General features: G+C 76.5%; 6 protein-coding genes. 1 reads left to right on the top strand and 5 read right to left on the bottom strand.

Features of this window, described 5'->3' with window-relative positions; translation table 11 throughout:
* Positions 1-11: 11 nt before the first annotated feature.
* Both entS and AC2RP6_RS08050 read right to left on the bottom strand, forming a co-directional pair.
* On the bottom strand, positions 12-1,340 hold the full coding sequence (entS, locus tag AC2RP6_RS08055) for an enterobactin transporter EntS (protein WP_486445559.1): 1,329 nt from the start codon (positions 1,338-1,340) through the stop codon (positions 12-14).
* A gap of 91 nt (positions 1,341-1,431) precedes the next feature.
* Positions 1,432-1,713: a phosphopantetheine-binding protein gene (locus AC2RP6_RS08050; RefSeq protein ID WP_486445558.1), complete on the bottom strand. Its 282-nt coding sequence runs from the start codon at positions 1,711-1,713 to the stop codon at positions 1,432-1,434.
* A 79-nt stretch (positions 1,714-1,792) separates the two neighbouring features.
* Here AC2RP6_RS08050 and AC2RP6_RS08045 point away from each other — a divergent pair, with 79 nt between their 5' ends.
* The gene (locus AC2RP6_RS08045; protein ID WP_486445557.1) at positions 1,793-2,272 is read left to right on the top strand and encodes a GNAT family N-acetyltransferase; all 480 of its coding nucleotides are present in this window, start codon (positions 1,793-1,795) and stop codon (positions 2,270-2,272) included.
* A gap of 55 nt (positions 2,273-2,327) precedes the next feature.
* Here AC2RP6_RS08045 and AC2RP6_RS08040 read toward each other — a convergent pair whose 3' ends face one another.
* The 3 genes from AC2RP6_RS08040 to AC2RP6_RS08030 form a co-directional block, all read right to left on the bottom strand.
* The gene (locus AC2RP6_RS08040; RefSeq protein WP_486445556.1) at positions 2,328-2,543 is read right to left on the bottom strand and encodes an MbtH family protein; all 216 of its coding nucleotides are present in this window, start codon (positions 2,541-2,543) and stop codon (positions 2,328-2,330) included.
* 107 nt (positions 2,544-2,650) lie between these two features.
* Complete coding sequence (locus tag AC2RP6_RS08035) at positions 2,651-5,380, bottom strand: condensation domain-containing protein (RefSeq protein WP_486445555.1); 2,730 nt, start codon at positions 5,378-5,380, stop codon at positions 2,651-2,653.
* A gap of 3 nt (positions 5,381-5,383) precedes the next feature.
* Positions 5,384-6,811 carry a lysine N(6)-hydroxylase/L-ornithine N(5)-oxygenase family protein gene (locus AC2RP6_RS08030; RefSeq protein WP_486445554.1) on the bottom strand — a complete coding sequence of 476 codons (1,428 nt, stop codon included), beginning with the start codon at positions 6,809-6,811 and terminating at the stop codon, positions 5,384-5,386.
* Between the last annotated feature and the right edge of the window lie 400 nt (positions 6,812-7,211).

Raw genomic sequence — 7,211 nt, 5'->3', positions numbered from 1 at the left:
TGGCGGAGGGATCAGGCGCGCGGTGCGGCCGGGGCGGCGGCGGGATCCGCGGCGCCCGGCGGGGCGGCGTCCACGTCCGGGGCGGGCGCGGGGAGCGTGGCCCGGCGCAGTCCGGGGACGGCCAGGGCGACGGCCACGGCGGCGGCGGCGCAGACCGCGCCGTTGACGACCGCGGCGCCGGCCGGGCTGAACCAGCGGGCGATCGCGGCGACTTCGGCGTCGCCGACGATGTCGCCGCTGGTGCCCTGGGCGGTGATCACGCTGACGACGCGGCCGCGCATCGCGTCCGGGGTGTGGTGCTGGACCAGGGCGTACTCGAGGATCTCGTACACGGTGCCGGCGGCGCCGCCGACGGCCAGCAGGACGAAGGCGAGCGCGGGGTCGCCGCTCAGCCCGAAGCCGAGGGTCGCCAGGCCGCCGGTGAACGCGGCGCCCAGCAGCAGCCGTCCGGGGCGGGCGGCGCGGCCCAGCCAGCCGCTGGTGGCGGAGACCAGGACGGCGCCGACGGCCGGGGCGGTGTAGAGGAGGCCGAGCATCACTTCGCCGCCGCCGAACCGGCGGTCCACCATCTCGGGGAACAGTACGACGGGCACGTTGAAGACCGCGGTCACGCCGCCGAGCAGAATCAGGCCGCCCACCACGCGGTCGCGCACGGCGAACCGGAAGGCCGCCAGCGGGGACCGGAAGCGCGTGCTGTCGCCGTCGCGGTCCTCTCCCTCGTCACCCTCCTCGCGGCCGGGGGGCAGCGGCCGGACCCGGGTGATCAGCAGGGTGGTGAGTGCGGTGGTCACCGCGGTGAAGGTGAACACCGGCGCGGGCCCCCACAGCGCCAGCAGGACGCCGCCGAGGAACGGCGCGCTGATGGAGCCGATCTCGCCGGTCAGTGACATGAGCGCGCCGGCGGCGGGCAGTTGGTCCTCGCGGACCAGGCCGGGGGCGGCGGCCATCAGGGCGGTGACGCTGACGCCGGACGCCAGCCCGTCCCAGGCGACGCACACGTGGACCGCCCAGAGGGACGGCTCGGGCAGGAAGGCGTTCACGGCGAGGCCCGCGAAGGCGAGCGCCGCGGCGCCCCGCGCCCACAGGATCAGGGTGCGCCGGTCGGTGCGGTCCGCCATCATGCCGCCCCACAGCGACCCGGTCAGCACGCTGACGCTCATGATCATGCTGACCACGGCCACCTGGAAGGTGGACCGGCTCATGCCCCACACCTGCGCGGACAGGGCGACGGTGGCCATGCCCAGGCCGAACAGCGACACCACGCGGGCGATGAAGACCGCGCGGAAGTCACGTGAGGCGCGCAGCGGTTCTATGTCGATGACGAGGTCGCGCAGGGACACGGGGACTCCGGGGGATACGGGAACGGCGGGGTGGTGCGGGCGGCGGTGGAGGGGCGGAGCGGAGGTGGTGCGGGGGCGGTGCGGGCGCCGGTCAGGCGGTGGGCGCCAGGAGTGCGGCCCATTCCCGCAGCGTGGGCCGCTCGGCGAGGTCCACGAAGGCGATCTGCGCGCCCTCGGCACGCCAGCGGGAGACCAGGGACATCAGCCGGATCGAGTCCAGCCCCTGGTCGAGGAGGTTGTCGTCGGGGTCGATCTCCTCGGGTTCGGCGCAGAGCACGTCCGCGACGTCCTGGAGGAGCCGGTCGAGGCCGAACGGTCCTTCCGGAGCGGGCGTCCGGGGGTCGTTCGGTGCGGCGGTCGGGGAGGCGGTCATGTCAGGTGGCTTCCTCTGTGGGGGACGGATCGGTGCACCCCACCCTCGCAGTTGCTTAGGTAAGGCTAACCTAACTTATGTGATTCCAGTTGCAGTCGAGCTCCCCGCGGCACCGGTTCGTCCGGCCCGCCCGGGAGACGCACACGCTCTCTTCGTCCTCTCCCGGACCTTCGTCGCGTCCGGGGAGCTGAGGTCCCGCCCCCTCGACGACTACCGCGCCCGCACCGGGGAGTTCCTCCTGATGGAGGGCACCGCCGCCGGCGGCGGACTGGCCGGCTGCGTCGGCGTGCGGGACGAGGGGTACGGCGACGCCGTGCTCCACAACTTCTGCGTGGCGCGCGGCAGCCAGGGCAGGGGTATCGGGTCGGCGCTGCTCCGGGACGCGCTCCGGCGCGCCCGGACCCGTCGCGCGACCCGGGTCTTCACGGCGACGACCGGGCCCGCCGTGCTGTTCGTACGGCACGGCTTCGTGCCCGCCGAGCCGGAACAGGCGCCCGCCGCGTGGGCGGCGGCCCTGGACCCGGCCCGGGGTTCGCGGGTCTACGTACGGTCGCTGTGACGCCTCCCGCGGGGCGGTGCGGGCGGGGGAACCGCCCGCACCGCCCCGCGGGGGTTCAGCGGGCGGCCTCGGCGGCCACCAGGCTCGCAGGCCGCATGTCCGTCCAGTGCTGCTCGGTGTAGGCGGCGCAGCCCTCGCGGCTGTCCTCGCCGTGGACGACGCGCCACCCGTCCGGCACCGCGGCGAAGGCGGGCCAGAGCGAGTGCTGGTTCTCGTCGTTGACGAGGACGAAGTAGCGGGCGTCGTCGTCCTCGAAGGGGTTCGTGGCCATCGGGATGTCTCCTCGTTCGCAGGGGCAGCGGTCGCTGCGCCGGTGGGTCGGTGGGGCGGTGGGTCGGTGGGTGGGTGGATCGGTGCCGGCGGGCGGTGCGGGGCCGCTCAGCCGGCCGGCGCGGCGAACCGGGCCGCGAGCGCGGTCGCCGCCTCGGACAGCGCGGCCGCCTCGGAGGCGTCGAACAGGGCCGTGGACCAGCGCCAGTGCACGCTCACGCGGTGTCCGCCGCCGGTGCCGGGGGCGACCGTCGCGGTCAGCTCCACGGGCCCGGCGAGTGGCGGATCGCCGCGCAGCGCCCCGAGAGCGGCCCCTTCGGCGTCCGGGGCCGGGCCCCAGCCGGGGGCGGCGTCGGGAGGGCGCAGGGCGGTGCGCCGCCGGTAGGCGACGCCGCGGCCGGGGGTGCCGGCCGCGAGCGCCGACGTCTGCGGGTTCAGGTGGCGCAACTGCTCCTGACCGCGCCCGTCGTCCGGTACCGCCGCCAGCCGCCGCCGCACCGGATCGGTGCCGTCCGGGTCGAGCGGCAGCCGTACGCCGTGCACGGTGGACAGCCGCCCGGCCGTACGCGGTGCCGCGCCCGGGCGGGGGAGCTCCAGCGCGACCGGTAGCCGCGTGCCGTCGTGCAGCCGGGGCCGGCCGGCGGCGGTGCGCGCCAGAGCCGTCAGCAGCGCCACGTCGACGGGGTGCGGCCCCGGCGGTCCGGCGGGGACGTCGAACCGGGTGGTGCTCCGGTGCCCGCCCTCCGCCGCGGGCCAGGCCCGCGCCGCGGGCCCGGCCGCCAGATCCGTCCAGTACGGCAACTCCCGCACCCGGGCGGGGGACTGGGCCGACGTGGCCAGCCCGGCGGCCCAGGCGGTCAGGCCGCCGGCCGGCCCGAGGGCGTCCGGCACCGGACCGGAGCCTGCGAACCAGTCGTACAGCGGCGGGAGTTCACCGAGCAGGAGCTGCCACGAGACGTCGTCGACGCACAACGCGTGGGCGGTCAGCAGCAGGCGCCCCGGTTCCGCCGGACCGGCGTCGAACCAGGCCGCCCGGAACACCGAGGCCACCCCCGGATCCAGCGCGTCCCCGGCGGCCCGCGCCGCGGCGTTGACCAGCAGGCTCCGGGCGGCGGGAGCCAGACCCGTCACCGGATACCGGCGCAGGGCCGTCGCGTCGGTGACGGCGGGCGCCTCCGCCGCGGCCCGGACCTCCTGGCTCCAGACGCCGTGCGCCCGGTGCAGGGCCAGGCGCAGCGCCGGGTGCCTGCGGGCCAGGGTGGTCAGGGCGCGGCGCAGCGGAGCCGTCCGCAGCCCCGCCGGGACCTCCAGCAGGACGTGCTCGCGGGCGCCCTCGGCCGGACCCGCCGCCTCCCGCAGCCGGTGCGCGGCCGGCAGCAGCGTCAGCGGGCCCGCCTCGTCGTCCCCGGCCGGTACGGCCAGCGGTCGTGCGGCAGCGGTGGTCGGCGCGGTGCCCCCGCTGTTCCGGGCGGCGGCGGTGATCCGTCCGAGGGGCGTGCGGGGCCGCCGGGCCGACCCGGCGAGCAGGGCGGCGAACCCGGCGGCCTCGGACTCCAGTTCGGCCGGGTCGTACAGGGCGGGGTTGGCGTCCAGGTCGACGCGCAGCAGGCCCTCGGGGGAGCGGGAGGCCGAGACGGAGAGGTCGTCGACCGGCCCGGAGGCCAGGCTCACCACCCGGCCCGGCACCCCGGCGAAGTCGAGTTCGGTCTCGAACGGACGCAGGTTGACCAGCGGCCCCGGCACCCGGGTGCCGGCGTGGCCGGGCCACACGACCCGCGCCACCTCGCTGCCGCGGACCCGCTGGTGGCGCCGCAGGAACGCCGTCTCCGCGGCCGCCCGCGCCAGCAGCTCCCGGAAGGTGTCGGCCGGCCCGGCCGCGATCCGTACGGGCAGGATGTTGACGGCGGCGGCCGGGACCCGCAGCGTGCCGGGAGCCGTCCGGGCCGCCGCGTACACGGCGAGCAGTGCCTCCGCCGCACCGGTCCGCACGGTCGTGTGCGCGGCGGTGGCGGCGAGCACGGCCTCGCCCCAGGTGGCGCCCGCGCCCCGGGCGGCGGCTTCGACGGCGGCGGTGTCGGCCGCGTCGAGGAGCACCGTGCGGCGCAGCGCCGTGTCGGCGGGCGGGGCGCTGCGCCCGCGCAGCGGCGCGGGCAGCGCGGCACCGGCCAGGTGGCGGGTCCAGGCGGCCAGATCGGCGCGCCGCTCGGCGGAGGCGGCGTACGCACTCTCGGCCTCGACGAGCGCGGTCACCGGGGCGAACGGCGAGGGGCCGGCGGGACGCCCGCGTACGGCCGCCGAGTAGAGCTCGGCGATGCGGTGGTTGAGGAGGGCGAGCCCGTGCCCGTCCACGGCGAGCTGGTGGAAGAACTGCACCAGCAGGTGGTGTTCGGGGCCGACCGTGACGAGCACGCTGCCGGCCAGGTCGGGCACGTCGCCGGGGGCCGGCGGATCGGTGAGCAGGTCGAGCCGGGGCGGGCAGGCGAGCTGGCCGCGGACCAGGCCCAGCGCGGCGGCCACCGGGTCGGCGGCGCCGGAGGTGTCGAGCAGCGCGGGCCTGCGGGTCCGGCCGGGCGCGCGTACGGGCGCCTGGCGGGGGCCGTCGTCGCCGCGGGTCAGCCGGAAGCGCAGCCACGGCGCCTCGTCGAGGGCGTGGGCCACCGCGTCGCGCAGTGCCTCGGTGTCGACGGGGCCGGCGAGTTCGACGTACTGGCCGACGTTGTGCCCGGCGTATCCGGGGGCGGCGGACTGCGCCGCCAGGAACTCGGCCTGCGCCGCGGTCAGCGGTACGGCGTCGGGTGCGGCCGGTGCGGCCGGGGTGGGGGAGGGGATGGCGGACACGTGTCAGCTCCGGAGTCCCGAGGGATGGGGGGCGACCGCGGCGGTGGCCAGCCGGTTCCGGCCGGTCCGCACCGCGCGCTCGGCGCCGCTCAGCAGCAGGGAGTCGCAGATCTCGCCGGACCGGACGGCCAGGGTGGAGAGCAGGGAGGAGGTCAGGCCGTGGGTGTGCTCGGTGCCGGCGCCCTGGAGGTAGATCCCGGCGCGCAGCCGCGGCGTCGTGACGATCCGGTGGTCGCGGCCCATCCGGAGCCGGCCCAGACCGTCCGTCAGGCATTCGTCGATCAGGTCCCCGAGGAGCTCGCGCGGGTCGGGCGCGCGGTAGCCGGTGGCGTACACCACGGCGTCGCAGTGCAGTTCGGCGGCCGTCCCGTCGATCAGGGAGCGGACCGTGGCGCGGGCCCCGCCGGTCTCCTCGCGGACGGCGGCGACCTCGCTGGTGTTGAGGATCCGCAGTCGTTCGGTGCCGGAGACCTTCTCCTGGTACACGGTCCGGTACAGCTGGGTGATCAGGTCCCCGTCCACCACCGAGTAGTTGGTGTTGGCGTGGTAGCCGAGGAGCCGGTCCTTGACCTCGTCGGGCGCGGCGTAGAAGTCGTCCACGGCGGCCGGGTCGAAGATCCGGTTGGCGAAGGGGCTGTCGTCGGCGGGGCTGTAGCCGTAGCGCGCGAAGACGGCGCACACCTCCGCCCCGGGGAAGGTGCGGTGCAGGTGTTCGGCGGCCTCGGCGGCCGACTGGCCCGCGCCGACCACGACGAACCGGCGGTGCGTGAGCCCGGTCAGCGCGCGGGTGCGGTGCAGCAGCTCGCTGGTGTGCCAGACGTGCTCGCCGCGGGTCACGCCCTCGGGGAGCCGGGGCAGCAGGCCGGTGCCGAGGACCAGGTTGTGGGCGTACAGCGGTCCGGCGGCGGCGGCGGTGTCCGGTCCGGTGCCGGCCGGGCGGTGGTGGACCTCCAGGACGTCCAGGGCGTCCGGGTCGGCCCCGGGCAGGTCGCGGGCGGCGGACACCCGGGTGGCCTCGGTGCCGTAGGACACCTGGGCGGCGAAGTCCTCGGCGCACCAGCGGAAGTAGTCGTGGAACTCCACCCGGGTGGGGAAGAAGGTCTTCTGGTTGATGAAGTCGGGGAGCCGGCCGTGCTCCTGGAGGTACTGGAGGAAGCTGTACGGGCTGGCCGGATTCCGGAGGGTCACCAGGTCCTTGAGGAAGGACACCTGCATGGTGGCGCCGTCCAGCAGCATGCCCGGGTGCCAGCAGAAGCCCTCCTGGCGTTCGACGAACGCCGCCAGGACCGCCTCGTCGGCGGACCGCCGGGCGTTGTGCTCGGCCACGGCGATCGCCAGGGCCAGGTTGGCGGGGCCGAAGCCGATGCCCACCAGGTCCCGGACGGCGGGGGACCGGTCCCCGGACCCGGAGTGCGTATGTGGTGCGGACATGCCCATCCTTCCTCGGACTTACCTGGCTACTTAGGTAAGGCTGACCTAACGTCACTGATCCTTCGGGGTGTGTCAAGTCACCCCAGGTCACCCGGCCGAAGGCACGCCGAACCGCCAACCGCCGTAGCTTTCACGGAGGTTGGTCGAGGGGCAAGATCTGGCCGCAGGACCGCTCCGGGTCCAGCCGGGCGCGCCGGCGGCCGTCCCGAGCGGCGCGAATCGGCCGCCGGAGATCCCGCAGGGCCGGGAAACCAGGGGTCCGGACCCGGCGGACGCCGCCTGGCGGGGCGGCTCCGGCCGCGGCCCGGCGCGGTCCGTACGCGTCCCGGGAAACCCCGCTTTCAGGGCGTCCCGTTGGATGCGGTCGGCCTTTCGCTTGGACGGCCCGGCGCCGACGCGT

The sequence above is a fragment of the Streptomyces sp. WAC03905 genome, from assembly GCF_057371075.1.
The sequence above is the reverse complement of the archived record's forward strand: the minus strand, read 5'-3'. Positions and strand labels throughout refer to the sequence as shown.